Annotated in this window: 21 protein-coding genes; 9 read left to right on the top strand and 12 right to left on the bottom strand. The window is 72.0% G+C overall.

Annotated elements, in window-relative coordinates:
* The 3 genes from NNW99_RS06405 to NNW99_RS06395 all read left to right on the top strand — a co-directional run bounded on the left by NNW99_RS06405 (position 1) and on the right by NNW99_RS06395 (position 5,168).
* Positions 1 to 2,397 carry a xanthine dehydrogenase family protein molybdopterin-binding subunit gene (locus NNW99_RS06405; protein ID WP_215117723.1) on the top strand — a complete coding sequence of 799 codons (2,397 nt, stop codon included), beginning with the start codon at positions 1 to 3 and terminating at the stop codon, positions 2,395 to 2,397.
* Positions 2,398 to 2,518: 121 nt separating this feature from the next.
* The gene (locus NNW99_RS06400) at positions 2,519 to 3,973 is read left to right on the top strand and encodes an NCS2 family permease (RefSeq protein WP_215117722.1); all 1,455 of its coding nucleotides are present in this window, start codon (positions 2,519 to 2,521) and stop codon (positions 3,971 to 3,973) included.
* Between the two features lie 43 nt (positions 3,974 to 4,016).
* Positions 4,017 to 5,168, top strand: a complete 1,152-nt coding sequence (locus tag NNW99_RS06395) for an XdhC/CoxI family protein (protein ID WP_215117721.1) — start codon at positions 4,017 to 4,019, stop codon at positions 5,166 to 5,168.
* Positions 5,169 to 5,205: 37 nt separating this feature from the next.
* Here the strand turns inward: NNW99_RS06395 and NNW99_RS06390 are convergent, their stop codons facing one another.
* Together NNW99_RS06390 and NNW99_RS06385 are read right to left on the bottom strand one after the other, a co-directional pair.
* Positions 5,206 to 5,646, bottom strand: a complete 441-nt coding sequence (locus tag NNW99_RS06390; protein WP_215117720.1) for an SRPBCC family protein — start codon at positions 5,644 to 5,646, stop codon at positions 5,206 to 5,208.
* A gap of 88 nt (positions 5,647 to 5,734) precedes the next feature.
* Positions 5,735 to 6,502 carry a polysaccharide deacetylase family protein gene (locus NNW99_RS06385; RefSeq protein WP_215124181.1) on the bottom strand — a complete coding sequence of 256 codons (768 nt, stop codon included), beginning with the start codon at positions 6,500 to 6,502 and terminating at the stop codon, positions 5,735 to 5,737.
* Between the two features lie 140 nt (positions 6,503 to 6,642).
* Between NNW99_RS06385 and NNW99_RS06380 the strand changes: the two genes are divergently transcribed.
* Both NNW99_RS06380 and NNW99_RS06375 read left to right on the top strand, forming a co-directional pair.
* Positions 6,643 to 7,644, top strand: coding sequence for a glycosyltransferase family 2 protein (locus tag NNW99_RS06380; protein WP_215117719.1), 1,002 nt, complete (start codon positions 6,643 to 6,645; stop codon positions 7,642 to 7,644).
* On the top strand, positions 7,641 to 8,228 hold the full coding sequence (locus tag NNW99_RS06375; RefSeq protein WP_215117718.1) for an HAD-IIIA family hydrolase: 588 nt from the start codon (positions 7,641 to 7,643) through the stop codon (positions 8,226 to 8,228). Before NNW99_RS06380 ends, NNW99_RS06375 begins: the two co-directional genes overlap by 4 nt.
* Before the next feature lie 66 nt (positions 8,229 to 8,294).
* Here NNW99_RS06375 and NNW99_RS06370 read toward each other — a convergent pair whose 3' ends face one another.
* From NNW99_RS06370 to NNW99_RS06360, 3 genes are all read right to left on the bottom strand, one after another.
* Complete coding sequence (locus NNW99_RS06370) at positions 8,295 to 8,615, bottom strand: DUF3040 domain-containing protein (RefSeq protein WP_215117717.1); 321 nt, start codon at positions 8,613 to 8,615, stop codon at positions 8,295 to 8,297.
* A 123-nt stretch (positions 8,616 to 8,738) separates the two neighbouring features.
* Complete coding sequence (locus NNW99_RS06365) at positions 8,739 to 9,665, bottom strand: polysaccharide pyruvyl transferase family protein (RefSeq protein ID WP_215117716.1); 927 nt, start codon at positions 9,663 to 9,665, stop codon at positions 8,739 to 8,741.
* A gap of 94 nt (positions 9,666 to 9,759) precedes the next feature.
* A complete protein-coding gene (locus tag NNW99_RS06360) occupies positions 9,760 to 10,743 on the bottom strand; it encodes an Lrp/AsnC family transcriptional regulator (RefSeq protein ID WP_215117715.1) in 984 nt (327 codons plus the stop codon).
* A 94-nt stretch (positions 10,744 to 10,837) separates the two neighbouring features.
* Between NNW99_RS06360 and NNW99_RS06355 the strand changes: the two genes are divergently transcribed.
* Positions 10,838 to 11,716, top strand: coding sequence for an AraC family transcriptional regulator (locus NNW99_RS06355; protein WP_215117714.1), 879 nt, complete (start codon positions 10,838 to 10,840; stop codon positions 11,714 to 11,716).
* Positions 11,717 to 11,779: 63 nt separating this feature from the next.
* A complete protein-coding gene (locus NNW99_RS06350; RefSeq protein WP_215117713.1) occupies positions 11,780 to 12,256 on the top strand; it encodes a VOC family protein in 477 nt (158 codons plus the stop codon).
* 6 nt (positions 12,257 to 12,262) lie between these two features.
* Here the strand turns inward: NNW99_RS06350 and NNW99_RS06345 are convergent, their stop codons facing one another.
* Positions 12,263 to 13,792 (bottom strand): MFS transporter, encoded by a 1,530-nt coding sequence (locus tag NNW99_RS06345; protein WP_215124180.1) that lies wholly within the window; start codon positions 13,790 to 13,792, stop codon positions 12,263 to 12,265.
* A 303-nt stretch (positions 13,793 to 14,095) separates the two neighbouring features.
* Between NNW99_RS06345 and NNW99_RS06340 the strand changes: the two genes are divergently transcribed.
* Together NNW99_RS06340 and pntB are read left to right on the top strand one after the other, a co-directional pair.
* Positions 14,096 to 15,652: a Re/Si-specific NAD(P)(+) transhydrogenase subunit alpha gene (locus NNW99_RS06340; RefSeq protein ID WP_215117712.1), complete on the top strand. Its 1,557-nt coding sequence runs from the start codon at positions 14,096 to 14,098 to the stop codon at positions 15,650 to 15,652.
* A gap of 6 nt (positions 15,653 to 15,658) precedes the next feature.
* Entirely contained in the window at positions 15,659 to 17,092 is a 1,434-nt protein-coding gene (gene pntB / locus NNW99_RS06335; RefSeq protein WP_215117711.1) for a Re/Si-specific NAD(P)(+) transhydrogenase subunit beta, read from the top strand.
* Between the two features lie 82 nt (positions 17,093 to 17,174).
* On the opposite strand, the gene NNW99_RS06330 is transcribed toward pntB, so the two are convergent.
* The 6 genes from NNW99_RS06330 to NNW99_RS06305 all read right to left on the bottom strand — a co-directional run bounded on the left by NNW99_RS06330 (position 17,175) and on the right by NNW99_RS06305 (position 25,937).
* Positions 17,175 to 17,822 (bottom strand): TetR/AcrR family transcriptional regulator, encoded by a 648-nt coding sequence (locus NNW99_RS06330; RefSeq protein ID WP_215117710.1) that lies wholly within the window; start codon positions 17,820 to 17,822, stop codon positions 17,175 to 17,177.
* An 85-nt stretch (positions 17,823 to 17,907) separates the two neighbouring features.
* Positions 17,908 to 18,621: a DUF1775 domain-containing protein gene (locus tag NNW99_RS06325; RefSeq protein WP_215117709.1), complete on the bottom strand. Its 714-nt coding sequence runs from the start codon at positions 18,619 to 18,621 to the stop codon at positions 17,908 to 17,910.
* Between the two features lie 781 nt (positions 18,622 to 19,402).
* Positions 19,403 to 20,857, bottom strand: coding sequence for an argininosuccinate synthase (gene argG, locus NNW99_RS06320; protein WP_215117708.1), 1,455 nt, complete (start codon positions 20,855 to 20,857; stop codon positions 19,403 to 19,405).
* Positions 20,858 to 20,965: 108 nt separating this feature from the next.
* Positions 20,966 to 21,958: a methylmalonyl Co-A mutase-associated GTPase MeaB gene (gene meaB, locus NNW99_RS06315; protein ID WP_215117707.1), complete on the bottom strand. Its 993-nt coding sequence runs from the start codon at positions 21,956 to 21,958 to the stop codon at positions 20,966 to 20,968.
* A complete protein-coding gene (gene scpA / locus NNW99_RS06310) occupies positions 21,955 to 24,129 on the bottom strand; it encodes a methylmalonyl-CoA mutase (protein ID WP_215117706.1) in 2,175 nt (724 codons plus the stop codon). Before scpA ends, meaB begins: the two co-directional genes overlap by 4 nt.
* Positions 24,129 to 25,937: a methylmalonyl-CoA mutase family protein gene (locus tag NNW99_RS06305; protein WP_215117705.1), complete on the bottom strand. Its 1,809-nt coding sequence runs from the start codon at positions 25,935 to 25,937 to the stop codon at positions 24,129 to 24,131. The genes scpA and NNW99_RS06305 overlap by 1 nt, the downstream gene beginning before the upstream one ends.
* Between the last annotated feature and the right edge of the window lie 82 nt (positions 25,938 to 26,019).

The raw sequence follows: 26,019 nt of genomic DNA, 5'->3' as shown, positions 1-26,019 counted from the left end.
ATGCCCACCAACGGCGCACCCACGAAGATCACCCAGGGCTCCCGGACCAAGGGCGGCATCGGCGAGTCCACGCTCCGCCCGGACGGCACCCTCAAGGTCACCGGCGAGTTCGCGTACTCGTCCGACATGTGGCACGAGGACATGCTGTGGGGGCAGATCCTGCGGTCGACCGTCGCGCACGCCGAGATCGTGTCCATCGACACGAGCGAGGCACTGGCCCTGCCGGGCGTCTACGCCGTGCTCACGTACGACGACCTGCCCACCGACGTGAAGAACTACGGGCTGGAGATCCAGGACACCCCGGTCCTCGCCCACGGCAAGGTCCGCCACCACGGAGAGCCGGTCGCGATCGTCGCCGCCGACCATCCGGAGACGGCCCGCCGCGCTGCCGCGAAGATCAAGGTCGACTACCGCGAACTGCCCGTCATCACCGACGAGGCGTCCGCGACCGCGCCGGACGCGATCCTCGTCCACGAGGGCCGCGACGACCACCACGCCGGGCACGTCCCGCACCCGAACATCGTCCACCGCCAGCCGATCATCCGCGGTGACGTCGAGGCCGCTCGGCGGCGGGCCGATGTCATCGTCGAGGGCGAGTACACCTTCGGCATGCAGGACCAGGCCTTCCTCGGCCCCGAGTCCGGCCTCGCCGTCCCCGAGGAGGACGGCGGCGTCCACCTCTACATCGCCACCCAGTGGCTGCACAGCGATCTGCGCCAGATCGCGCCCGTGCTCGGACTGCCCGAGGACAAGGTGCGCATGACGCTGTCCGGCGTCGGCGGCGCGTTCGGCGGCCGCGAGGACCTGTCGATGCAGATCCACGCCTGCCTGCTGGCACTGCGCACGGGCAAGCCCGTCAAGATCGTCTACAACCGGTTCGAGTCCTTCTTCGGGCACGTCCACCGCCACCCGGCGAAGCTGTACTACGAGCACGGGGCCACGCGCGACGGCAAGCTCACCCACATGAAGTGCCGGATCGTCCTGGACGGCGGCGCCTACGCCTCCGCCTCCCCGGCCGTCGTCGGCAACGCCTCCTCGCTGTCCGTCGGCCCGTATGTGATCGAGGACGTGGACATCGAGGCCATCGCCCTCTACAGCAACAACCCGCCCTGCGGCGCCATGCGCGGCTTCGGCGCGGTCCAGGCGTGCTTCGCCTACGAGGCGCAGATGGACAAGGTGGCGCGGAAGCTCGGCATGGACCCGGTGGAGTTCCGGCAGCTCAACGCCATGGAGCAGGGCACGCTCCTGCCGACCGGACAGCCCGTCGACTCCCCGGCCCCGGTCGCCGAACTCCTGCGCCGCGTCAAGGCGATGCCGATGCCGCCGGAGCGCCAGTGGGAGTCCAGCGAGGGCGCCGACGTACGGCAGCTGCCGGGCGGTCTGTCCAACACCACGCACGGCGAAGGCGTCGTACGCGGGGTCGGCTACGCGGTCGGCATCAAGAACGTCGGTTTCTCCGAGGGGTTCGACGACTACTCGACCGCGAAGGTGCGGATGGAGGTCGTGGGCGGAGAGCCCGTGGTCACCGTGCACACGGCCATGGCCGAGGTCGGGCAGGGCGGTGTCACCGTCCACGCGCAGATCGCCCGGACCGAGCTGGGCGTCACCCAGGTGACCATCAACCCGGCCGACACCCAGGTGGGCAGCGCCGGTTCGACCTCCGCCTCCCGGCAGACGTACGTCACCGGCGGCGCCGTGAAGAACGCCTGCGAGATCGTCCGCGAGAAGGTCCTGGAGATCGGGCGCCGCAAGTTCGGGTCGTATCACCCGGCCTGGGCCACCGCCGAGCTGCTGCTGGAGGGCGGCAAGGTCGTCACCGACGGCGGCGAGGTCCTCTCCGGCCTGGCCGACGTCCTGGAGGGCGAGACCGTCGAGGTCGAGGAGGAGTGGCGGCACCGGCCGACCGAGGCCTTCGACCTGCGCACCGGGCAGGGCAACGGGCATGTGCAGTACTCCTTCGCCGCGCACCGCGCCGTCGTCGAGGTCGACACCGAACTCGGGCTGGTGAAGGTCATCGAGCTGGGCTGCGCCCAGGACGTCGGCAAGGCGCTCAACCCGCTGTCCGTGCTCGGGCAGATCCAGGGCGGCACGACACAGGGCCTCGGCGTGGCCGTCATGGAGGAGATCGTCGTCGACCCGAAGACGGCGAAGGTGCGGAACCCCTCCTTCACCGACTATCTGATCCCGACCATCCTCGACACGCCGACCATCCCGGTCGACGTCCTCGAACTCGCCGACGAGCACGCCCCGTACGGGCTGCGCGGCATCGGCGAAGCACCCACCCTGTCGTCGACGCCGGCGGTCCTCGCGGCCATCCGGAACGCGACCGGGCTCGAGCTGAACCGGACTCCGGTACGGCCCGAGCACCTCACGGGTACGTCACTCTCCGAGGCCTGAGCAGGAGAGTCCCGTCCGGGGGGCCGCGTCCCCGTGTGTCCCCCGGACCCCTTTCGTTCGTCTCGGGCCGTCCCCCGGGTCGTGCATCCCAACCCCCTATGAAACTTGGGAGTAGGCCCACATGACCCAGTCACTTGAGCCGAGGACCACAGCCGAGGACGCGGGCGAAGGCACCCGCGTCCCGGCCGGACGGTCCTGGCTCGACCGGTACTTCCACATATCCCACAGAGGATCGACGCTCGCGCGAGAGGTGCGCGGCGGTGTCACGACCTTCATGGCGATGGCGTACATCCTCCTGCTCAACCCCCTGATCCTGTCCGGGAAGGACGCGGCGGGGGACACCCTCGCGCAGAAGGGCCTCATCACCGCGACCGCGTTCGCGGCGGCCCTCACCACGCTGCTGATGGGGTTCATCGGCAAGGTGCCGCTCGCCCTCGCCGCGGGTCTGTCCGTCTCCGGAGTCCTCGCCTCCCAGGTCGCGCCCGAGATGACCTGGCCGCAGGCGATGGGCATGTGCGTGATGTACGGCGTGATCATCATGCTGCTGGTCGTCACCGGCCTGCGCGAGATGATCATGAACGCGATCCCGCTCGCGCTCAAGCACGGCATCACCATGGGCATCGGCCTGTTCATCGCCCTCATCGGCTTCTACAAGTCCGGCTTCGTGCACCAGGGGAAGGCCACTCCCGTCACGCTCGGCCCGGCGGGCGAACTGGCCGGCTGGCCGGTCCTGCTCTTCGCCGGCACCCTGCTGCTGATCTTCATGCTCCAGGCCCGGAACATCCCGGGCGCCATCCTCATCGGCATCGTCGCCGGCACGATCGTGGCCGCGATCCTGAACGCGGCCGGTGTCATCGACCCCAGGCAGTGGGCGGCCGGGGCGCCCGAACTGCACGGCAGCGCGGTGTCCATGCCCGACTTCTCGCTCTTCGGGGACGTGGAGTTCGGCGGCTGGGGCGAGGTCGGCGCGATGACCGTCGGCATGATCGTCTTCACGCTGGTGCTGGCCGGGTTCTTCGACGCGATGGCGACCATCATCGGCGTCGGCACCGAGGCCAAGCTCGCCGACGACAAGGGCCGGATGCCGGGCCTGTCCAAGGCGCTGTTCATCGACGGGGCCGGCGGCGCGATCGGAGGCGTGTCCGGCGGCTCGGGTCAGACGGTGTTCATCGAGTCCGCGACGGGTGTCGGGGAGGGCGCCCGCACGGGCCTCGCCTCGGTCGTCACCGGCGCGTTCTTCGCGGCCTGTCTGTTCTTCACGCCGCTCACGGCGATCGTGCCGCAGGAGGTCGCGTCTGCCGCCCTCGTCGTCATCGGCGCGATGATGCTGATGAACGCCCGGCACGTGGACTGGGGCGACCGGGCCACCGCCATCCCGGTGTTCCTGACGGTCGTCCTGATGCCGTTCACGTACACCATCACCACCGGTGTCGCCGCGGGTGTCATCTCCTACGTCGCCATCAAGACCGCCCAGGGCAAGGTGCGCGAGATCGGCGCCTTCATGTGGATCCTGACGGCGGTGTTCCTCGTGTACTTCGCCCTCAACCCGATCGAGAGCTGGCTGGGCGTCCACTGACGCCCGGCGTATCGACCTCGCAGTCCTAAGGAGACCGAGACAGATGCTGGACATCGCCGAGGAACTGAACCGGTGGGTCGAGCAGGGCCGTGACTTCGCCGTCGCCACCGTGGTGGCCGTCGGCGGCAGCGCGCCCCGCCAGCCGGGCGCCGCGCTCGCGGTGGACGCCGAGGGCACGGCGATCGGCTCGGTCTCCGGAGGCTGTGTGGAGGGCGCGGTCTACGAACTGTGCGGGCAGGCGCTGCGGGACGGCGAGACCGTCCTGGAGCGCTTCGGCTACAGCGACGACGACGCCTTCGCCGTAGGCCTGACCTGCGGCGGCGTCATCGACATCCTGGTCACCCCGGTCCGGTCCGCCGAACCGGTCCGGCCGGTGGTGGCGTCCGCGCTCACCGCCGCCGCCTCCGGTCAGGCGGCGGCGCTGGCCCGGATCGTGTCGGGCCCGCCCGAACTGACGGGCCGCGCCCTGCTGGTCCGCCCCGACGGGTCCTACGACGGCGGCCTCGGCGGCCATCCCGAACTGGACCGCACCATCGCCGCCGAGGCGGGCGCCTTCCTGGACGCCGGCCGCACCGGCACCCTGGAGATCGGGGAGCAGGGCTCCCGCTGCGGAGCGCCCCTCACGGTCCTGGTCGAGTCCTCGGTCCCGCCGCCCCGCATGATCGTCTTCGGCGCGATCGACTTCGCGTCGGCGCTGGTCCGCATGGGCAAGTTCCTCGGCTACCACGTCACGGTGTGCGACGCACGGCCCGTCTTCGCGACCCGGACGCGCTTCCCGGAGGCCGACGAGATCGTGGTCGACTGGCCCCACCGCTACCTGGAGGACACGGACGTCGACGCCCGCACGGTCCTGTGCGTCCTGACCCACGACGCCAAGTTCGACGTGCCCCTGCTGCGACTGGCGCTGCGCCTGCCGGTGGCCTACGTCGGCGCCATGGGCTCCCGGCGCACCCACTTGGACCGCAACGCCCGACTGCGCGAAGTCGGCGTCACCGACTTGGAGTTGAGCCGCCTGCACTCCCCGATCGGCCTGGACCTCGGGGCCCGTACGCCTGAGGAGACGGCCCTGTCGATCGCCTCGGAGATCGTCGCCGGCCGACGCGGAGGCAGCGGGGTCTCACTGACCGGGGCCCACACACCGATCCACCACGAGCCGCGGCCGGAGGCGATGGGGCGGATCGGGTCGGTGGCCTGAGGACGAAAGTTCCGTACCGAAGCGCTCCCGGGGCCCGTCAGGCCTGTCTCAGCAGGCGGTTCAGGGCGCGGCCGAACACATGCCGTGCCGAGCGCGCGACCAGGTCGTCGAAAGGCGAGGGGAGGAGCCGGATCCGGATCTCCTCCCGCCACAGCACGCGGGTGCGGCCGCCGGGCCCCGGCCGGACCTCCAACTCCGCCCAGCCCAGCACCACCCGGCCCCGCTTCTCCAGTCGGCACCTCCCCGGGGCCCCGTCCTCCGGCGGCTCCCACACCGTGACCTCCATCGGGTCGTCGAAGGACAGCGGTCCGACGCCCGTGCGGGCCAGGACGACGGTGCCGACGCGGGTCGGGCCGGCCGGGACCGGCCCGACCCGCGTCAAAGGCACGCCCTCACCGTGCCGCTGCCACTGCGTGATCCGCCGCCACGCCTCGTCGAGGGGGAGCGGGACCGTCCGTTCGAGCAGGATGTTCGCCACGTTCCGATCGTAGGGAACCCATGCTGCCCAGCGGCCCGGTCGGGGACGGCTCACCCACTCGGCCCAGAGCCGTCCGGGGGTTTGTGGCCTAGCGGTACACCTTCCCGGGCTCCGCCTTGCCCGGTGCCAGCAGTTGAGGCACCGTCACGAACACGTACCCGCGTTCCTTGAGCGCGTCGATGATGCCCGGGACGGCCGGCACGGTGCCGTCGTAGATGTCGTGCAGCAGGATGATGCCGTCCCGGGAGGCCTGGGCGAGGACGCGACGGGTGATCAGGTCCGAGTCGGTCGTCTTGTAGTCCTTGGCCGTCACGCTCCACAGCACCTCGGCGAGGCCCAGTTCGCGGCAGATCTCGTGCACGGTGTCGTCGGTGCGGCCCTGGGGCGGGCGTATCAGGGTCGGGCGCCGGCCGGTGAGGCGTTCTATCTCCTGGTTGGGGCGTTCCAGCTCCTCGCGTATCTCCTCGGGTCTCAGCCGGGTCAGGATCTTGTGCTCCCAGGTGTGGCTGGCCACCTCATGGCCCTCGTCGGCCATCCGCCGCACCAGCTCCGGGTACTTCTCGATGTGCCGTTTCCCCAGGAGGAAGAAGGTCGCCGGGACCTGTCTCTCCTTCAGGATGTCCAGCAGGCGTGCGGAGTGCTCGCTCGGCCCCGCGTCGAAGGTGAGCGCGATGCACTTCGCCTCACGGCAGTCGACGGTGCCGTAGCGGGCCGCCTGGACGTCCGTCGCCGCCTGGGCGCGGACGGCGCTGGGGGCCGTGGTGTCGGGTCCGGCGCAACCGCCGAGGGCCAGTGTCAGGGCGGCTGTCGCCGCGAGCGTTCCGGCCGTTCGGAACGCGATCCCCGTTTTCTTCATCTTCTTGGTCAGAGAAGGCATGTCGGGACTATACATAGCGTGTATACGCGCAATGTATAGTCCCTGTGGCGTTTGAGACGGCCCTACCGCGGCACTCGCCAGCACCGAAGGCGGGCGATCGTCACAGGGAGGACCGCCGCATGACCTCGTACGCCGTCGTGATCCCGACCGTCGTCCGGGACACCCTCGCCGACTGCCTCGCGGCGCTCGCCGCCGCGACCGGACCGCGCCCCGGCGAGATCGTGCTCGTCGACGACCGGTCCGACCCGGGCCCCGGGGAGTTGGAGCATCCGTTGAGCGTTCTCGGCGATCTGCGGGAGCGCACCACCGTGCTGGGCGGCGGCGGTCGTGGGCCCGCCGCCGCCCGCAACACCGGGCTGCGCGCCGTGACGGCGCCGTGGACCGTGTTCCTGGACGACGACGTCCAGGTCGGGCCCCACTGGTGCCATCAACTGGCCGAGGACCTCGCCGAGGCGTCGCCCGACACCGCGGGCGTCCAGGGCGTCATCGCCGTCCCGCTGCCCGGCGAACGCCGCCCCACCGACTGGGAACGCGGCACCGCGGGAGACGCCCGCGCCCACTGGATCACCTCGGACATGGCCTACCGCACGGAGGCACTCAAACAGGTCGGCGGCTTCGACGAACGCTTCGAGCGGGCCTTCCGCGAGGACGCCGACCTCGCGCTGCGCGTGCTCGACTCGGGCTGGCGCATCCGGCAGGGCCGCCGCACCACACGGCACCCCGTGCACCCCGCCTCCCGCTGGGAGTCGGTGCGCCGGCAGCGCGGCAACGCCGACGACGCCCTCATGCGGCATCTGCACGGGCCCGACTGGTGGGACAAGGCGGTCGCGCCGCGCGGCCGGATCCGCACCCACGCGGCGATCACGACCGCGGGTGTCGCCGCCTGCGCCCTCGCCGCCGCCGGGCACGGACGGGCCGCGACGGCCTGCGCGCTCGGCTGGGCGGCCGGCACCGCGGAGTTGGCCCGGGGCCGTATCGCGCGTGGCCCGCGCACCCGCCACGAGGTGACGACCATGGTGGCGACCAGTGTGCTCATCCCGCCGGCCGCGACCTGGCACCGGCTGACCGGCGCCTGGCGCCACCGCCACGCCCCCGCCTGGCAGGACGAGGTGAGCTCATGAGGCGTCCGGTGAAGGCCGTGCTGTTCGACCGCGACGGCACCCTCGTCGACGACGTATCCGACACCGCCGAACCCGGCCGCATGCGTCCCGTCGAAGGCGCCCGCGAGGCGCTCGCCCTGCTGCGCGGGCGCGGCATCCGCACCGGCGTCGTCACGCACCAGCCCGGCGTCGCGCGCGGGCTGCTCACCGACGCCGACGTGCGCCGCGTCGATCAGCGCGTCGACGAACTCCTCGGCCCCTTCGACGTGTTCGCCGTCTGCCCGCACGGACCCGACGACGGCTGCCACTGCCGCATGCCCCGGCCCGGGATGGTGCTGTGGGCGGCCGGGCGGATCTGCGCCCGGCCCGCCGACCTCGTCGTCATCGGCGACACCGGGGCCGGCGCCGAGGCCGCGCACCGGGCGGGCTGCCACGGCATCCTCGTCCCGACCGGGCGGACCCGCCCCGAGGAGACCGCGCGCGCCGACCATGTCGCCCCGGACCTGCTGACCGCGGTCCGCGCGCTCCTGGACGGACCGCCCCAGGGCCGCGTCCTCGCCGACGAACGCCCCATCCAGGAGGCCTTCACGACCGACCCCGGATAGGGGCGTCCCCGTAGTCCCGGCGTAGTCCCGGCAGGGGCGGACGCCAGTCCGGGCAGGGGCGGACGCTCAGGTCCCGCACCACCGGCACATCAGCCGGAACGCCGCGTACAGCGTCAGCGGGCATATCGCGGCGAACGCCCAGATCACCCCGGGCGCGGAGGTGGCGATCCCGGCCACCAGCAGGCCCACCGTCACCGCGCACAGGACCACCACGGTCCAGACGCGGGGGCGGTACCCGGCCAGGCGGGCCAGGATTCGGGCGGGGTCGGGGCGACGGCGCACCCGCAGGGTGCGCAGCCGGCGGTCCAGGCGGCGGTCGCGGCGCAGGGCGCGTTCCATCTCGTCGAGGATGCGCTGCTCGTGATCGGGAAGTCGGCCGATGGACACGCTTTCTCCTTCCGGTCGGCCGGACCGTCTCTCCTCCCGGGGGGACGTGCGGCGGGGGAAGCGGGGGACATACGGGGAAATACAGCGGGAACGTAGATGCGGATGCCCCGTGGGGTCAGGGAGCTAACCGGCGACCGGCCGTGCCAGTGCCTCGACGAGCCGGTCCGCGCTGTCCGGCACGGTGCCCTCGCGGAAACCGTCGCGGATCTGCCGCGCGGTCACCCGGCCGCCGGTCAGGCACCAGTCCCACCAGCGGTCCAACTGCCGCGCGTCCAGCCGCTCGGCGGCCACCAGCGCGGGCCAGCCGCAGGCACGGGCCTGCGCGGTCAGCTTGGAGCCGCCCGCGACCGGATCGACGGCCAGCACCGGCGTGCCGACCCGCAGCGCGATCACCAGCCCGTGCAGCCGGTCGGTGACGACGAGGTCCATCCGGGCCAGCACGGACTGGAGCTGCGCCGGCGTCGCACTCAGATGCCAGTCGTGCGTGTCGAGCCGCGTCTCCAGTTCCAGCCTGCCGCAGTCCTTGCCGGTCAGCCACCGCGTCACCTCCTCGGCCACCTGCCCGTGCCGCCGCAGCCGCCCGTACTCGTGCTGCCCGTGCGCGAGGATCACCCCGACGACGGGCCGGGCGGGCACGTCCGGGGCGCGGGCCGCCAGATCCTCCACCGGCTCACGGTCGGGCGCGTCCCGCGGCAGCACCCGGTGGAAGCCGGTCACGGCCGTGCTGCCGGGGTCGATCACCGAGGTGCCCACGGCGATCCGCACACAGTGCGCGAACCGCCGGTGCAGCTCCTCGACCTGCGGCCCGTGCAAGGGGCCGCACACGAACACCAGGTGGGTGTAGTCCTCGGGCCACAGCCGCTCCAGATGCAGGGCCTCCGGACGGAAACCCGGGCTCCAGGCGACGTCGTAGGGGATGCCCGTCCCCCGCAGCACGTCCTCGACCCGGCGCAGGGCCAGGACGTCCCCGGCGGTCGCCTCCCGGTCCCGGAAGCTGAACCACCCCGTCAGCAGGACTCTGCGCGGTCGCTCGCCGTTTTGTGTGTGCACATGCCCTGAGTGCCCCTCTCACCGGGAACACAATCAGGGCATTACACGCATAAGGCCTGCCGTCACTGGGCGTAGAAGAGGGGGCGTACCTCCGTCAACGGTTCGGTCGCGGTTCGTAGGAGAGCTGCTTGACACGGCGCAGGGTCAGTGCGGTCTCGACGGACTGGACGCCTTCGAGGGCCCCGATCTTCTCGCTCAGGTACGTGTACAGGTCACCGGCGTCGCGGTGCAGGGTCGCGGCGAGGATGTTGGCCTGGCCCGTGACGGCCGCGGCGAAGGGGACCTGGGGGTGCTCGGCGAGGACGCGGCCGACGGAGGCCAGGGACGCCGGGGCCACGGTGAGCCACAGCATGGCCTCCACCTCGTGGCCGAGGAGTTCGGCGTCGTGCTGGACGTCGAAGTAGAGCACGCCCGTGGACCGCAGCCGCTCCAGCCGCCGCTTGACCATGGACTCCGACTGGCCGGTGGCCGCCTGGAGTTCGGTGAGCGTGGCCCGTCCGTCGTGCCGCAGGACATCGAGGAGCGCCTCGTCGTCCGCGTCCAGGCCGACCGGGCCCGCGGTCGCCGTGACGGGCGGCGGGCGCAGCGCGGCCTCCTCCTCGGGGGAGAGGGCGTCGGCCTTGTTGAGCCAGCCGAGCGCGCCGCCGTAGAAGGGGTGCAGGACGCAGTGGGCGCTGACCGATGTGACCCGCGGGGTGCGCTGGAGCCGGTCGAAGAGGAGCTCGTCGCGGGCCTCCCGGCTGCGCGGCTTCATCGTGCACATCACCTCCGTGCCGCCGGAGTTCAGGCTGACGTAGGAGGTGTCGGGGCGGCGGGCGAGCGCGCCCGCGAGCTGCTCGGCCACGTCCGGGGTGCAGCGCAGCCGGACGATCCAGCTGCTGCGGCCGAGGCGGTGCTCGTCGGTCACGCCGAGCACCTTCAGCCGTGCGCGGGTGCGCAGCCCCCGGTAGCGCCGGGCGACGGTCTGGTCCGAGACGCCGAGCACCTGGGCGATCCGGCTGAACGGCGCCCGCCCGTCGAGCTGGAGCGCCTGCAGCAGCTTCAGGTCCAGCGGATCGAGGGCGGTGCCGGGTTCCATCGGGGTCTCCTGCCGGGGCGTGCGCGCGTACGGACTGCTGCAAGGAGACCACGGAGGGGACACCCAGCGCGCGAACCGGCCTTAGCCTGGACACATGGCCCGTACGGCCGAGGAAACGGCCGAGGAAATCACCGAGGGAACGGCCGAGGGAACAGCCCTCTCGCTCACGGTCCGGCCGTCGGCGGCCGTGCTCGGGCCGCTGATCGGTGCGCTGGGGTATGCCGAGGGGCGGTTCGCGCACGCCGCCGAGCTGGCCCTGCCGACGGGCGGGGCGCAGCTTCTCGTGAACCTCGACGGGGACGTCTTCTCCTCCTCGCCGCCGGCGGGTGCGGCCCGGCGTACCCGGGGCGCGGCCGTGCAGGGGCCGTACACGGAGCCGGCCCTGATCGACCCGGCGCAGCAGCGCGCCGTCGTGTGGGTGGCGTTCCGTCCGGCGGGGGCGTATCCCTTCCTCACCGCCCCGGTCTCCGCGGTCCGCGACGAGCTGGTCGGACTCGACGAGCTGTGGGGCACGGACGGCGCGGTGCTGCGCGAGCGGATGCTTCAGGCCATGGCCGCCGGTGGGCCGGAGGCCGGGCTGCGGGAGCTGGAGTCGGCCCTGCTGGAGCGGGCGACACGCCCGCTGGAGCCCGACCCGGCGGTCCGTCTCGCCGCCGGGCTGCTCGATCGCGGCACCCCCGTGGGCGAGGTCGCCGACCGGCTCGGCTGGACCTCCCGGCGGCTGGCCCGCAGATGTGCCGAACAGCTGGGGCTCCCGCCCAAGCGGTATGCGCGGGTACGGCGCTTCCAGCGGCTGCTGCGGCGCGTGAACTCCGGGGCGGGGGAGCCGGACTGGGCGGCCCTCGCCGCGGACTGCGGCTACCACGACCAGGCGCATCTGATCCATGAGTTCCGCGCGCTCGCGGGGATCACCCCGACCGCGTACGCACCGCGCTCGCCGCTGGAACGCAACCACGTTCCGCTCGGCGGATGACGACCCCGCCCGGACGGCCCTTTTCTACAATCCACGGCCCACGGGACCCGCGATCGTGAAGGCATGACGAACACACCCGGCACCTCACCCGAAACCCCGCCCGACGCCCCCGCCGTCACCCGGCTCTACGCCCGGCTCGTGGTCTCCGACGGCCCCCGGGCGATCGACTTCTACCGGACCGCGCTCGGCGCCGAGGAACTCGAGCGCTACACCGACCCCGAGGGCGGGGTCGTGCACGCCATGCTGCGTCTCGGCGACGCGGTGATCGCGGTCAAGGACGCCGACGACGGCGACCCGGGCCCGGACTCCCTCGGCGGCTCCCCGGTGATCATGGCGCTCGACGTGTCCGACGCCGACGCCGTCGCCGAGGCCATGCTGCGGGGCGGTGCGACGGTGGTGTATCCCGTCGCCGACCAGCACTACGGGCAGCGCGGCGGCCGTCTCGCCGACCCGTTCGGCCACCTCTGGATGATCTCCCAGCCGATCGAGGAGCTGACGCCGGAGGAGATCCAGGCGCGGACGACCGACCTGTTCACCTGACGGCCCTCAGTGGGCCTGCCCGACCGGTTCCTCCACCGTCTCGTTCGAGGTCGGCCGCCCGCCCGGGTGCCGCACGGCGAACAGGTACCCGATGCCCAGGGCGATGGCCATGCCGTAGAACACCCACTGGTTGGCCTCGGCGAAGTCCATGCGGATGGCGCCCATCGCGTCCCGGGTCGCCTCGGCGGCGGGCCCCGTCCCGGTGGGCGGCTGGGAGTCGCCGCTGCCCGTGATCGACTCGGTGATGTCACGGGCCACGGTGTTCGCGTCGTCCGTGGACATGCCCCGGGACTGCAGGGTCTGCACCACCTTGTCGGTCGTCACGTGCGTCAGGATCGTGCCGTAGATGGCCAGTCCCACGCTCGCCGCGTAGTTGCGCACCGTCTGGGTGATGCCGGTGACCTCGCCGTACGAGGCGCCGATGGACCGGTTGACGGCGTCCGTGGAGGCCGGCGCGAGGATGAAGCCGATACCGGCCCCGGCGAGGGCCGCGTACGGCCACTGGTCGTGCATGGACAGGTCGGTGAGCTTGTTCGCCCACAGGGCGAAACCGACACAGCCCACCACCGTGCCCAGCTTCAGCGCCGGGCGCGCGCCCCGCTTGTCGAGGATCCGGCCGCCCCACTGCGAGGCGATCGCGAAGCCGATGAAGAAGTACAGCAGGAACAGGGCCGCCTGGTTCGGCGAGGCGCTCAAGGACACCTGGGCGTACACCGAGGTGAAGAAGAACAGCGGGACGAAGGCGAGCATCGAGAAGAACAGCACCGCCGCGTCCACGGCGAACGCCTTGTCCTTGAAGACCCGCAGGTCGATCAGCGGATGCTCCACGTCGCGCTCGAAGCGGACGAAGCCGTAGAGCACCGCGAGTCCGCCCGCGATGCAGAGCCAGGTCGCCCAGGAGTCCCAGCCCCAGGACCAGGCCTGCTGGAAGCCCAGGACGCTCAGTCCCATGCCGACCGCGATCAGGGCGGCCCCACGGACGTCCAGGGTGCCGGACCGCCGCCGGTCGGCGATGTGCGCCAGCGCGGTGAGGACCAGCGCCACGATCGCCACGGGCACGTTGACCCAGAAGACGGCGCGCCAGGTCCAGTTGGTGAGCCAGCCGCCCAGCAGCGGGCCGAGCGCGGTCAGCGCGCCGGAGACACCGAAGAACAGGGCGAGGGCGCGACCGCGTCTCTCGACCGGGAACACCGCCACCACCACGGCCAGAGCAGCCGGGAAGAGCAGTGCCGCCCCGAACCCCTGGGTGGCGCGGAACACGATCATCCAGGTCTGCGCCGCGCTGCCCTCGGGGACACAGCCGCACAGCACCGACGACACGACGAACACCACCGTGCCGATCACGACGATCCGGCGTGGCCCGTAGAGGTCCGCGAGACGCCCGCCGAGGGCGAAGAACGCCGCCAGGGCCAGCAGATAGGCGTTCACCACCCACTGCATGCCGGAGGACGACAGGTTCAGCTCGCGGACGATGTCCGGAGCCGCGATCGACACGATGGTCTGATCGATGAAGGTCATGGCGACGGCGAACATCATCGCCGCCAGCGCCACAGACTGCTGCTGCGGCGCCGATCGAGTGGGGGGCGAGGCCTCGCCGCGCCCCGGGCGCGTGCTGCTCACGCGACCAGTCTGCGCCCGGCCGTGTCATGTCGCATCACAAGGCCACTGAGGCCCCGCGCGCCACTCCCTTACCCCCAAACGCGCTCCGCGGCAACCCCTGGGCGGTGTGAGGACGACCTCCTCGGCCATGTGACCACGGTCCGCCACAGTTGCCGCGTCGAAGGTGCAGGATGCGGGCACCAAGGAGGACAGGCAGCAGAACGACGAGAGAGGCAGACGATGGCCCCAGCGGAACCGGAACCCCAGCGGATCGGCGTACCCGCCGAGTCCACTGCGGGCGAGACCAGGGTGGCGGCGACGCCGGCCACCGTGGGGAGACTTGTCGCGCTCGGATACGACGTGGTGGTCGAACCGGGAGCGGGAGCCTCGTCCCGCTTCTTCGACACGGCCTACGAGGAGGCGGGAGCCACCCTCGGGGACCCGTGGGCGGCTGAGATCGTGCTGAAGGTCAACGGGCCCTCGAGCGAGGAGATCGGACGCCTGCGCGACGGGGCGACCCTGATCGCGCTCGTCAGCCCCGCCCTCAACCCCGAGTTGGTCGAGGAGCTGGCGCGGCGGCCGATCACGGTGCTCGCCATGGACGCCGTGCCGCGCATCTCGCGCGCCCAGTCCCTGGACGTGCTCAGCTCGATGGCGAACATCGCCGGATACCGGGCCGTGGTCGAGGCCGCGCACGCCTTCGGACGGTTCTTCACCGGCCAGGTGACCGCCGCGGGCAAGGTGCCGCCCGCCAAGGTGCTGGTGGCCGGTGCCGGTGTGGCCGGACTCGCGGCCGTCGGCGCGGCCCGCAGCCTCGGCGCCGTGGTCCGCGCCACCGACCCGCGGCCCGAAGTCGCCGAGCAGGTCCGCTCGTTGGGCGGCGAGTTCCTGACGGTCAGCGCCGAGCAGGAGGTGAGCACCGACGGCTACGCCAAGGCCACCTCCGACGACTACAACCAGCTCGCCGCGCGGTTGTACGCCGAGCAGGCCGCCGACGTCGACATCATCATCACCACCGCACTCATCCCGGGCCGCCCGGCACCCCGGCTCGTCACCGCCGAGGACGTCGCGCGCATGAAGCCCGGCAGCGTCATCGTCGACATGGCCGCGTCCCAGGGCGGCAACGTCGAGGGCACGGTCGCCGGGAAGGCCGTCGTCACCGACAACGACGTGACGATCATCGGCTACACCGACCTGCCCGGCAGGCTCCCCGCCCAGGCCTCGCAGCTCTACGGCACCAACATCGTCAACCTGATGAAGCTGCTCACGCCCGGCAAGGACGGCCGGCTCGTCCTCGACTTCGACGATGTGGTGCAGCGGTCGATCACCGTGGTCCGCGAGGGCGAGAAGACCTGGCCCCCGCCCCCGGTCCAGGTGTCCGCCGCGCCCGCCCCGGCCGAGGCCCCGGAACCCGTGGCGGTGCCCTCGGAGACCCCGGCGAAGCCCGCCCGTCCGGCGTGGGCGCCGTACGCCCTCGTCGGTGCCGGAGCGCTCGCCCTCTTCCTGGTGACGGCCTTCTCGCCGAGTGAACTCATCGGCCACTTCACGGTGTTCGTCCTGGCGATCGTCATCGGTTTCTACGTCATCGGACATGTGCACCACGCGCTGCACACCCCGCTGATGTCGGTCACCAACGCCATCTCCGGGATCGTGGTGGTCGGCGCGCTGCTGCAGATCGGGCAGGGGCACACGGCCGTCACCGTGCTGTCGTTCGCCGCGATCCTGCTGGCGAGCATCAACATCTTCGGCGGATTCGCCGTCACCCGCCGCATGCTCGGCATGTTCTCGAAGGGCTGATCACGGATGACCACAGTCACGGCCGCAGAGGCCGCCTACGTCGTCGCCGCGCTGCTGTTCATCCTCAGCCTGGCCGGCCTCTCGCAGCACCGGACCTCCCGCTCGGGAGTCGTCTGGGGCATCGCGGGCATGGTCATCGCCCTGGCCGCCACCGTCGGCCTCGCCTCCCGGAGCATCACCGCCACCGGTCTCGTGCTGATCGCCGTCGCCACGGCCGTCGGCGCGGGCATCGGACTGTGGCGGGCCCGGGTCGTGGAGATGACGGGCATGCCGGAGCTGATCGCCATCATGCACAGCCTGGTCGGCCTCGCCGCCACGTTCGTCGGCTGGAACGGCTACCTCGACGTCGATCCCGGGCTCAGCGGTTCGCTGCTGGGCATCCATCACGCCGAGGTGTTCATCGGGGTGTTCATCGGCGCCGTCACCTTCACGGGCTCGGTCGTCGCCTATCTGAAGCTGTCCGCGCGGATCAAGTCCAGCCCGCTGACGCTGCCCGGCAAGCACATCCTCAACGTGGGTGCCCTTCTCGCCTTCGTCGCGCTCACCGTCGCGTTCGTGGCCCGGCCGAACATCGGCCTGCTCATCGCCGTCACCGTGGTCGCGCTCGCCCTGGGCGCGCACCTGGTCGCCTCCATCGGCGGCGGTGACATGCCGGTGGTGGTCTCCATGCTGAACAGCTACTCCGGCTGGGCGGCGGCGGCCTCGGGCTTCCTGCTCGCCAACAACCTGCTGATCGTCACCGGCGCGCTGGTCGGCTCCTCCGGTGCCTATCTGTCGTACATCATGTGCAAGGCGATGAACCGCTCCTTCATCTCGGTGATCGCGGGCGGCTTCGGCACCCCGGCGGCCGCCGCCGAGGAGGGCGAGCAGGGCGAGCACCGGGAGATCAACGCCGAGGAGACCGCGGAACTCCTGCGCGACGCCTCCTCGGTGATCATCACCCCGGGTTACGGCATGGCGGTCGCCCAGGCCCAGTACCCGGTCGCCGAGCTGGCGCGCAAGCTGCGCGAGCGGGGCGTCGAGGTGCGCTTCGGCATCCACCCCGTCGCCGGGCGGCTGCCCGGGCACATGAACGTGCTGCTCGCCGAGGCGAACGTGCCCTACGACGTCGTCCTCGAAATGGACGAGATCAACGACGACTTCGCCGCCACCTCGGTCGTCCTGGTCATCGGCGCCAACGACACCGTCAACCCGGCCGCCACCGACAACCCCTCCAGCCCCATCGCCGGCATGCCGGTGCTGCACGTCTGGGAGGCGGCCAACGTGGTCGTCTTCAAGCGGTCGATGGCCGCCGGTTACGCCGGTGTGCAGAACCCGCTGTTCTTCCGGGAGAACACCCAGATGCTCTTCGGCGACGCCAAGCAGCGGGTGGAGGACATCCTGCGCGGACTGGACGCCCTCGACGCGCCGGTCCCGGAGATGGCCGGCACATCGCGCTGAGCCGTGCTCCGTCGCCGGGGACACCGTCGCCGCCGAGGGCGGGGCCGGTGTCCCCGACGCGTGTCCTGACGGGTGTTCGGCTCTACGCCGGTACGGCCCTGTCCTCGGGCCCGGCCGCGAGGCCCCTCGCCGCGTCGTGGAGCAGCCGGGCGTGCAGTTCGAACATCGCCACCAGGTCCACGGTGTCGCCGTGGATCTCCCGGTGCACGAAGAGACCGTCGGCACCGGCGACGGCGTAGGTGGTGAGGGTGCGCACGGCTTCCTCGTCCAGGTCCGGATAGAGGGTCGTGACCGTCTCGGCGACGCGTCGGGCGGCGGTCTCGCGGACCTGGAGGAAGACGGTGCGGCCATGGGGTTCGACGGGGCGTCGTTCCAGGGCGAGCATCAGTCCGAGGCGCAGGAAGTCGGGCGCTTCGATCAGGGACCTGGCGATGTTCGCCGCCATGACCGTCACCCGCTCCAGGGGGGTGCCGCTCTCCTCGCCGGGCAGTTCGACGGCCCGCAGCCAGGTCTCGAAGCTGCCCTCGATGACGGCGGCGATGAGGTCGTCCTTGTCCTTGAAATGCCAGTAGATGGAGCTGGCGGGCAGTCCGCACTTGGCGCTGACGGCGGCGATGGAGGTGCCCTCGTAGCCCCGCTCCCCGGCGATCTCCACCGCCGCGTCGAGGATCCGCTGACGCGACTCCACCCCGTTGGCACGCTTCCTGCGCGCCGTCTGCGGCCTGGTCATGTGCCTGCCTCTCCCGCTCGCGCGGGGCCTCCGAGATCCTCGAAGGCCCCCTTTCACAGCTCCACTCTAAAGACGTTCACCTTCTTCAGGAGGTGCCGGTGCGGCGCTTCACCAGCCACCACGCGCCGCCGCCGACGACGAGCAGGGCCCCGAGCACACCGCCCGCGACCAGGCCCGGCGACGAACCGTCGTCCTCGGCCGCGGTGGTGTCGCCGGCGGGGGAGACCTCGGAGGGAGCCGGAGCCGAGGCCTCGGGAGAGGCGGGGCCGGGGCTGTCGCTGGGGTCGGTGGGCTTCGCCCCCGGCGCGGCGGCCTTCAGCTTCAGAACGGGCGCGGGCTGGGCCGGTTCCGTGTCGCCCTCGGGCAGTTCGATCCAGCGGGAGACCTCGCCGTCGCTGTAGGTCTCGACGGTCTTGAAGGCCAGTTCCGCGGCGTCGGGGAGCCGCCGTACCTTGATCTTGTGCTCGGCGTCCACGCCCGTGTCGAGGGCCGGGCCGCCGAGGGTGTATCCGTCGGCGCCGGGCTTCAGCTTCCAGCCCTCGGGCGCCTCGGCGAGTGTCACGTCGGTGGGTGTGATGCCCTCGGGCAGGACGACCCGGAGCCGGGTGAAGCCCGCCGCGTCGGACTCCGCCTCGGAGACGAACGTCAGGGTGACGTTCTCGGCCAGGGCCTGCGGCTTGTCGGCCTCGACCTCGGCGTGGGCCGAGGCCGTTCCGGCCGCGGTGAGGGCGAGGGTGACGACGGCCGCGCCGACGACGGCGACGCGCCGTACGGCACAGGCGTAGTGGTACGTGGACATGCGGGAACTCCTTGCTGGTGCGGCCGGGCACGGCGAAGCCGCGGCCCGGATGAGGGGACGACCGGGACGTGAGCACGTCCCGGCGGACCCCTGCGCACCAGCGCGTGGTCCAGCGTTCGTGTCCGTGGGGCGGACGGCGGGTCGAAGCGGCCGAGCAGCGGCACGACGGGCGGCGCGCCACCGGCATCGCCGCCGGGCAGCAGGGCCCGTCGTACGAGGGCCACGACGGCGGCGGCGACGCGCCGCACGGTGCGGGCGGCGGCGAACGCGGCCGTCAGCGCCGCGTCGGCCCGGTGCAGCAGCCAGCCCGCCACCAGCGCGGCGACGGCATGGGCGGCCGTCATACCGGCCGATACCTGGTGCCAGACGTGCCCGTCGCCCCCGCCCGTCCCGTGATGCCCGGCATGACCCGCCGCCAGGGTCAGTCCGGCGTGCAAGGCCCCCTGCGCTCCCAGGGTGGCCGCGAACACGGTCGGCAGGGAGAGGCGACGGCGTGCGACGGGCCGGACGGCCGCGAACTGCGCCAGCCCGAACCCGGCGACGAGCCACCAGGGCACCGCACCCCCGACGACAGTGTGATGCCCGAGCGCCGCGAGCACGCTGCCGACGAGGGCGAACATGCCCGCCCGCACGCTCGCACCGACGTTCACCCCGTCGTATACGTCGGGTACGGAAGGGCTGTTCAGACGGGTGACCGGTGGTCAGTGCTCCCTGATGAACTGAAGGGGCCGGCCCGACACCGTTCGGTGTCGGGCCGGCCCTCTTCGTGCTGCCGGTCCGGTCAGTCCGTGCCGGACTCCATCGCCGCGCGGTCCAGCCACGCGTCCTCCTCGGAGACCTCGCCGCGGGAGGCGATGGCCTCGGCGCCGCCCTCGGGCAGCTCCGGCATGGTGCCGATGAGGCCCGTCGCGGCCGCCTGCGAGGCGCCGATGGTGGGGCTGCCGGTGCCGATCAGGCCGATGCCGGCGTACTGCTCCAGCTTGGCGCGCGAGTCGGCGATGTCGAGGTTGCGCATGGTGAGCTGGCCGATCCGGTCCACCGGGCCGAACGCCGAGTCCTCGGTGCGCTCCATGGACAGCTTGTCCGGGTGGTAGCTGAACGCCGGGCCGGTCGTGTCGAGGATCGAGTAGTCCTCACCGCGCCGCAGCCGCAGCGTCACCTCGCCGGTGACGGCCGCGCCCACCCAGCGCTGCAGCGACTCGCGGATCATCAGTGCCTGCGGGTCCAGCCAGCGGCCCTCGTACATCAGCCGGCCGAGCCGCCGCCCCTCGGCGTGGTACTGGGCGAGGGTGTCCTCGTTGTGGATGGCGTTGACCAGCCGCTCGTAGGCCGTGTACAGCAGGGCCATGCCGGGCGCCTCGTAGATGCCGCGGCTCTTGGCCTCGATGATGCGGTTCTCGATCTGGTCCGACATGCCCAGGCCGTGCCGGCCGCCGATGGCGTTGGCCTCCATGACCAGGTCGACGGGGGAGGCGAACTCCTTGCCGTTGATCGTCACGGGGCGGCCCTCGGCGAAGCCGATCGTCACGTCCTCGGCGGCGATCTCGACCTCGGGGTCCCAGAACCGCACGCCCATGATGGGCTCGACGGTCTCGACGCCGGTGTCCAGGTGCTCCAGGGTCTTGGCCTCGTGGGTGGCGCCCCAGATGTTGGCGTCGGTGGAGTACGCCTTCTCCGTCGAGTCCCGGTAGGGCAGCCCGTGGGCGAGCAGCCACTCGGACATCTCCTTGCGGCCGCCGAGCTCGGTGACGAACGCCGCGTCCAGCCAGGGCTTGTAGATCCTGAGGTGCGGGTTGGCGAGCAGCCCGTAGCGGTAGAACCGCTCGATGTCGTTGCCCTTGAAGGTCGAGCCGTCGCCCCAGATCTGGACGTCGTCCTCGAGCATCGCCCGGACCAGGAGCGTGCCCGTGACGGCACGGCCCAGGGGCGTGGTGTTGAAGTACGCCCGCCCGCCCGAGCGGATGTGGAACGCGCCGCAGGTCAGCGCGGCCAGGCCCTCCTCGACCAGCGCCGCACGGCAGTCGACCAGGCGCGCGATCTCGGCACCGTAGGTCTTGGCACGGCCGGGCACCGACGCGATGTCGGGCTCGTCGTACTGGCCGATGTCGGCCGTGTAGGTGCACGGGACGGCACCCTTGTCGCGCATCCACGCGACCGCGACGGACGTGTCGAGACCGCCCGAGAAGGCGATGCCGACGCGCTCGCCGGCGGGCAGGGAGGTGAGGACCTTGGACATAGGAAGAGTATGTATCATCACGCATAATCATGCAAGTAGCGTGTAAGGATTCCGACCGGGGGGTCCGGGGCACGCCCGGGTCCGGCCGGAAAACAGCTCGTGATCAGCTCAGCGGGTGTCCTGCTCGGAGCCCCCGAGCGCCCCGAGGATCCGCTCGGCGGCCAGCGTCGGCGTCAGCTCGCCGTCCCTGACCCGCTGCTCTAGCGCCGGCGCCAGCGCCCGCACCGCCGGGTCGGCCTTCAGACGGCCGAGGAGTTCGTCGCGGACCATGGTCCAGGTCCAGTCGACCTGCTGGTCGCGGCGCTTGGCGGCGAGGCGGCCGGTGGAATCCAGCAGGGTGCGGTGCTGTTCGAGGCGTTCCCACACGGTGTCCAGACCGGCCGACTCGCGGGCGCTGCAGCTGAGCACGGGCGGGGTCCAGGCCGCGTCCTTGCCGTGCATCAGGCGCAGCGCGCCCGCCAGCTCACGCGCGGCGGCGCGGGCGTCGCGCTCGTGCGGGCCATCCGCCTTGTTGACGGCGATCACGTCGGCCAGCTCCAGGACGCCCTTCTTGATGCCCTGGAGCTGATCGCCGGTGCGGGCGAGGGTGAGGAGCAGGAAGGAGTCGACCATGTTCGCGACCGCGGTCTCGGACTGGCCGACGCCGACCGTCTCCACCAGGATCACGTCGTAGCCCGCCGCCTCCATCACCACGATCGACTCACGGGTCGCCTTGGCCACTCCGCCCAGCGTGCCCGCCGTGGGGGAGGGGCGCACGAACGCCGCCGGATCCACCGCCAGGCGCTCCATCCGGGTCTTGTCGCCGAGGATCGAGCCGCCGGTGCGGCTGGAGGACGGGTCGACGGCGAGGACGGCCACCCGGTACCCGAGCGAGGTCAGCAACGTGCCGAACGCGTCGATGAACGTCGACTTGCCCACGCCCGGCACTCCGCTGACACCGATCCGCCGGGCCCGCCCGCTGTGCGGCAGCAGCTCCGTCAGCAACTCCTGGGCCAGCGCCCGGTGCTGGGGCCGGGTCGACTCGACGAGGGTGATGGCGCGGGCGACGATCGCCCGCTTCCCGTCGAGTACGCCCTTCACATAGGCGTCGACATCGATCACAGGTCGTGCCCGAGGGTCGTCGCCAGCCCCTTCACCAGGTCGTACGCGGCGTCCGGGATCACCGTCCCCGGCGGGAAGACGGCCGCCGCGCCCATCTCCAGCAGCGTGGGCACGTCCTGCGGCGGGATCACCCCGCCGACCACGATCATGATGTCCTCGCGCCCCTCCTCGGCGAGCTGCTCGCGCAGCGCCGGTACGAGGGTGAGGTGACCGGCCGCCAGCGACGAGACCCCGACGATGTGCACATCGGCCTCGACGGCCTGCCGGGCCACCTCGGCGGGGGTCTGGAACAGCGGGCCGACATCCACGTCGAAGCCCAGGTCGGCGAAGGCCGTGGCGATCACCTTCTGGCCGCGGTCGTGGCCGTCCTGGCCCATCTTGGCGACCAGTATGCGCGGGCGGCGGCCCTCGGCCTCCTCGAAGTCGGACACGAGGGTGCGGGTGCGGTCCACGGACGGCGACTCCCCGGCTTCGTTGCGGTACACGCCGGTGATGGTACGGATCTGGCTCGCGTGCCGCCCGTACACCTTCTCCAGGGCGTCGGAGATCTCCCCGACGGTGGCCTTGGCGCGGGCCGCGTTCACCGCGAGCTCCAGCAGATTGCCCTCGCCCCCGGCGGCCCGGGTCAGCGCGTCCAGCGCGTCCCGGCAGGCGCTCTCGTCCCGCTCCTCGCGCAGCCGCCGCAGCTTCTCGACCTGCTGGGCCCGCACCGAGGTGTTGTCGACCTTGAGCACCTCGATCTGCTCGTCGCTGTCGACCCGGTACTTGTTGACGCCGATGACCGGCTGGCGACCGGAGTCGATCCGGGCCTGGGTGCGGGCCGCGGCCTCCTCGATGCGCAGCTTGGGGATGCCCGCGTCGATGGCCTGGGCCATGCCGCCCGCGGCCTCCACCTCCTGGATGTGCTGCCAGGCGCGCCGCGCGAGGTCGTACGTCAGCTTCTCCACGTACGCGCTGCCGCCCCACGGGTCGATCACGCGGGTCGTGCCGGACTCCTGCTGGAGCAGCAGCTGCGTGTTGCGGGCGATGCGCGCCGAGAAGTCGGTGGGCAGCGCGAGGGCCTCGTCGAGGGCGTTGGTGTGCAGCGACTGCGTGTGCCCCTGGGTGGCCGCCATGGCCTCGACACAGGTGCGCGTCACGTTGTTGAACACGTCCTGCGCGGTCAGCGACCAGCCCGAGGTCTGCGAATGGGTGCGCAGGGAGAGGGACTTGGCGTTCTGCGGGTCGAACTGCTTCACCAGCTTCGCCCACAGCAGGCGCGCCGCCCGCAGCTTGGCGACCTCCATGAAGAAGTTCATGCCGATCGCCCAGAAGAACGACAGCCGGGGCGCGAACGCGTCCACGTCCAGGCCGGCTTCACGGCCCGCCCGGATGTACTCCACGCCGTCCGCGAGCGTGTACGCCAGCTCCAGATCGGCCGTCGCACCGGCCTCCTGGATGTGGTAGCCGGAGATGGAGATGGAGTTGTAGCGCGGCATCCGCTGCGAGGTGTACGCGAAGATGTCGGAGATGATCCGCATCGACGGCGACGGCGGATAGATGTAGGTGTTGCGGACCATGAACTCCTTGAGGATGTCGTTCTGGATGGTCCCGGCCAGCTTCTCGGGCGGTACGCCCTGTTCCTCCGCCGCCACGATGTACAGCGCGAGCACCGGCAGCACGGCGCCGTTCATCGTCATCGACACGGTCATCTTGTCCAGCGGGATGCCGTCGAACAACTGCCGCATGTCGTAGATCGAGTCGATCGCCACACCCGCCATGCCGACGTCGCCGGTCACCCGCGGGTGGTCGCTGTCGTAACCCCGGTGCGTGGGCAGGTCGAAGGCGATCGACAGGCCCTTCTGCCCGGCCGCGAGGTTGCGCCGGTAGAAGGCGTTCGACTCCTGGGCCGTGGAGAAACCGGCGTACTGACGGATCGTCCAGGGCTGGTTGACGTACATCGTCGGGTAGGGGCCGCGCAGATACGGCGCCTGGCCCGGGCGCGTGTCCAGGAAGTCCAGGCCCTCCAGGTCACGGCCGGTGTACAGCGGCTTGACCGCGATGCCCTCCGGGGTCTCCCAGAGCAGGTCGTCACCGCCGGACGCGTTCTTGACCGCCGTACGCCACTCGTCGGGCCCGCCGTCGGCGGCCGGGGAGCCCAGCTCGATCCCGGAGAAGTCGGGGATTCCCATCAGGACACTCCCATGCGGTCGAGGGTGGCGGACAGCACGGCGACGGCGTCACAGCCCGCGAAGACGTAACTGTCGACACCGGGGTGGTTCCCCGGCCGCCCGGCGAGGAACACCTGCGCGGCACCGGCGGCCCTGAGCTGCCCGGCCACCGTCTCGGCCTGCTCCTCGTACAGGGCGTCACTGGAGCACAGCACGGCCTCGCTCGCGCCGCTCTCCTCGAAGGTGCCCTCCGTGACGGGCTCGATGCCGCCCGCCTGGAAGAGGTTCGAGGCGAAGGTCAGACGTGCGGTGTGGGCCGCGGCCGGGCCGAGCGCGGCCAGGAAGATCCGGGGCCGGGAGCCGGTCGCCGCGAGGTGGGCGTCGGAGCGGGCGCGCAGCGCCTCGTAGGCCTCGTCGCGGCGCACCCTCGGCAGCCCGCCGGAGCGCGGCTCGGGAGCCGGCGCGCGCACGACCGGCTTCTCGGCGAGGTGGGGGAACTCGCTGACGCCGGTGATGGGTTCGCGCCGCTTGGCGAGCTTCCCGCTGCGGGCCGCCCAGGTGTCGGCGAGGTCCCGGCCGAGGTCGCCTGAGCGCAGGGCGGCCGCCTGGCCGCCGAGTCGTTCGATCCGCCGGAAGAACTCCCAGCCCGCGTGGGCGAGTTCGTCGGTGAGCCGCTCCACGTACCAGGAGCCGCCCGCCGGGTCGATCACCCGGGACAGGTGCGACTCCTCGATGAGGATCGTGGAGGTGTTGCGGGCGATACGGCGGGCGAACGCGTCCGGCAGGCCGAGCGCGTGGTCGAAGGGCAGCACGGTGACCGAGTCGGCCCCGCCCGCGCCCGCGGCCAGCGTCGCGATGGTCGTGCGCAGCATGTTCACCCACGGGTCGCGGCGCGTCATCATCACCGGTGAGGTCACGACGTGCTGGAGCTGCGCCCCCGCGCGCGGGGCCCCGCAGGCCTCGGCGACCCTCGCCCAGAGCCGGCGCGCGGCCCGCAGCTTGGCGATCGTCAGGAACTGGTCGGCGGTCGCCGCGTATCGGAACTCGAGCTGCGCGCAGGCCTGTTCGACGCTCAGCCCGGCCTCGGTCAGCTCCCGCAGATACGCCACCGCCGTGGCCAGCGAGCAGCCCAGCTCCTGGGCGGCCGAACCGCCGGCCTCGTGGTACGGCAGCGCGTCCACGGTCAGCGCCCGCAGCCCCGGGTACTCCTCGGCGCACCGCCGCGCGAGATCCGCCACCGGCGCGATGTCGTAGCCCTGTCCGGTACGGGCCTCGTGGCCGAGCGGGTCCGCGCCCAGGTTGCCGCGCGCCACGTCCCGGGCGACGCCCCGCTCCTCATGCAGCCGCAGCAGCTCCCGTGCGGCCGGCTCGGTCTCGTGTCCCGCGTCGAGGACGACGGGGGCCAGGTCGAGATAGACGCCGTCGAGGACCGTGCCGAGGTCGGGCACCGGGATGCCGCCTTCGCCCACGGACAGCCAGAGAGAGGTGACCCCGTTCTCCAGGTCCGCGAGCACCGTGGCGCCGTCGGCCACCGTGTGCCGCTGCCGTACGTCCCAGCCGCCGACCGTGTTCCCCTCGGCGCGGCCGCCTCGCACAAAGGGCGCGAACCCGGGGAAACCGGGCTCAGGGGCGTCGTCGCGCGCGGTGTAGAGGGGCCGGGTGCGCAACCCGTCCTCCAGGGCGGTGGACAGGGCTTCCTCGGCCTCGGCTCCCTCGACGTCCTTGCCCGACTTTCGCAGCACACCCGCCACAAGGCGCTGCCACTGCTCATGGGGCACATCAGGGAACTCGCCGGCCAGCTCAAGCCCGTCGTCAGGCAGGACCGTCATGCTCGGATGTTAGGGCACGTTAACGAAAGAGCAGGAGTGGGCGCGGCTGTGACCTTGCCCTCCCCCTGACTGTGGCCTCGGT

The sequence above is a fragment of the Streptomyces sp. CRCS-T-1 genome, from assembly GCF_024442335.1.
Classification (GTDB): Bacteria; Actinomycetota; Actinomycetes; order Streptomycetales; family Streptomycetaceae; genus Streptomyces; species Streptomyces koelreuteriae.
Note: the sequence above shows the minus strand (reverse complement) of the source record. Positions and strands in the feature narration are given on the sequence as shown.

Bases quoted from the DNA above. Each gene is read 5' to 3' on its own strand.
- NNW99_RS06405 (WP_215117723.1), top strand. From the start codon at position 1: ATGCCCACCAACGGCGCACCCACGAAGATCACCCAGGGCTCCCGGACC.
- NNW99_RS06400 (WP_215117722.1), top strand. From the start codon at position 2,519: ATGACCCAGTCACTTGAGCCGAGGACCACAGCCGAGGACGCGGGCGAA.
- NNW99_RS06395 (WP_215117721.1), top strand. From the start codon at position 4,017: ATGCTGGACATCGCCGAGGAACTGAACCGGTGGGTCGAGCAGGGCCGT.
- NNW99_RS06385 (WP_215124181.1), bottom strand. From the start codon at position 6,502: ATGAAGAAAACGGGGATCGCGTTCCGAACGGCCGGAACGCTCGCGGCG.
- NNW99_RS06380 (WP_215117719.1), top strand. From the start codon at position 6,643: ATGACCTCGTACGCCGTCGTGATCCCGACCGTCGTCCGGGACACCCTC.
- NNW99_RS06375 (WP_215117718.1), top strand. From the start codon at position 7,641: ATGAGGCGTCCGGTGAAGGCCGTGCTGTTCGACCGCGACGGCACCCTC.
- NNW99_RS06360 (WP_215117715.1), bottom strand. From the start codon at position 10,743: ATGGAACCCGGCACCGCCCTCGATCCGCTGGACCTGAAGCTGCTGCAG.
- NNW99_RS06355 (WP_215117714.1), top strand. From the start codon at position 10,838: ATGGCCCGTACGGCCGAGGAAACGGCCGAGGAAATCACCGAGGGAACG.
- NNW99_RS06350 (WP_215117713.1), top strand. From the start codon at position 11,780: ATGACGAACACACCCGGCACCTCACCCGAAACCCCGCCCGACGCCCCC.
- NNW99_RS06345 (WP_215124180.1), bottom strand. From the start codon at position 13,792: ATGATGTTCGCCGTCGCCATGACCTTCATCGATCAGACCATCGTGTCG.
- NNW99_RS06340 (WP_215117712.1), top strand. From the start codon at position 14,096: ATGGCCCCAGCGGAACCGGAACCCCAGCGGATCGGCGTACCCGCCGAG.
- pntB (WP_215117711.1), top strand. From the start codon at position 15,659: ATGACCACAGTCACGGCCGCAGAGGCCGCCTACGTCGTCGCCGCGCTG.
- NNW99_RS06330 (WP_215117710.1), bottom strand. From the start codon at position 17,822: ATGACCAGGCCGCAGACGGCGCGCAGGAAGCGTGCCAACGGGGTGGAG.
- NNW99_RS06325 (WP_215117709.1), bottom strand. From the start codon at position 18,621: ATGTCCACGTACCACTACGCCTGTGCCGTACGGCGCGTCGCCGTCGTC.
- argG (WP_215117708.1), bottom strand. From the start codon at position 20,857: ATGTCCAAGGTCCTCACCTCCCTGCCCGCCGGCGAGCGCGTCGGCATC.
- scpA (WP_215117706.1), bottom strand. From the start codon at position 24,129: ATGGGAATCCCCGACTTCTCCGGGATCGAGCTGGGCTCCCCGGCCGCC.
- NNW99_RS06305 (WP_215117705.1), bottom strand. From the start codon at position 25,937: ATGACGGTCCTGCCTGACGACGGGCTTGAGCTGGCCGGCGAGTTCCCT.